General features: G+C 58.8%; 1 protein-coding gene. It reads right to left on the bottom strand.

Annotated features, from left to right (window positions below; genetic code table 11):
• Positions 1-459, bottom strand: a 459-nt coding sequence (locus CRD60_RS08450) for a histidine kinase N-terminal domain-containing protein (RefSeq protein WP_201737260.1), incomplete at both ends; no start/stop codon positions are given.

Below are 459 nucleotides of genomic sequence, written 5' to 3'. Positions count from 1 at the left end.
CAGCTCTCGCACCGTCGGAATGAGGTATTCCCCATCCAAATCACCGGCAAGGCCTAGACGACGAAATGCCGATAGCGCGTTCGGGCTGGCCAACGTGATCATGCCCGTGGCAGCCACGCGGATCACGCCGTCAGTGCCCTTCGGAGCAAGCGCTCGGTCAGAGCCCGGAAACTGCGGGAACCTACCATGATGGAGCATTTCGGAGAGGATATCGGCGATTTCAAGGTAGTGGGCCTCGGTGTTACCCGGCGCCCTCACCCCCATCTGATTGGTGTGCCTTTCGACGACGGCGATGACTTCCCCACGACGAACGACCGGAATTGCCCAGATATCAACCGGGATGCCTGCAGACAATTTGTTATCGCTGGTTTCACACATCTCGGCGCTCATAAAGGCCTCGGTGACCAGACTCTCGTCGTCATAAGCGACAGACTCACCGACGACGTCGTCTTCCAGAGC

This window comes from Bifidobacterium aemilianum, assembly GCF_003315635.1.
In the GTDB taxonomy this organism is placed as follows: Bacteria; Actinomycetota; Actinomycetes; order Actinomycetales; family Bifidobacteriaceae; genus Bifidobacterium; species Bifidobacterium aemilianum.
This window is presented reverse-complemented; position numbering and strand designations above follow the sequence as displayed.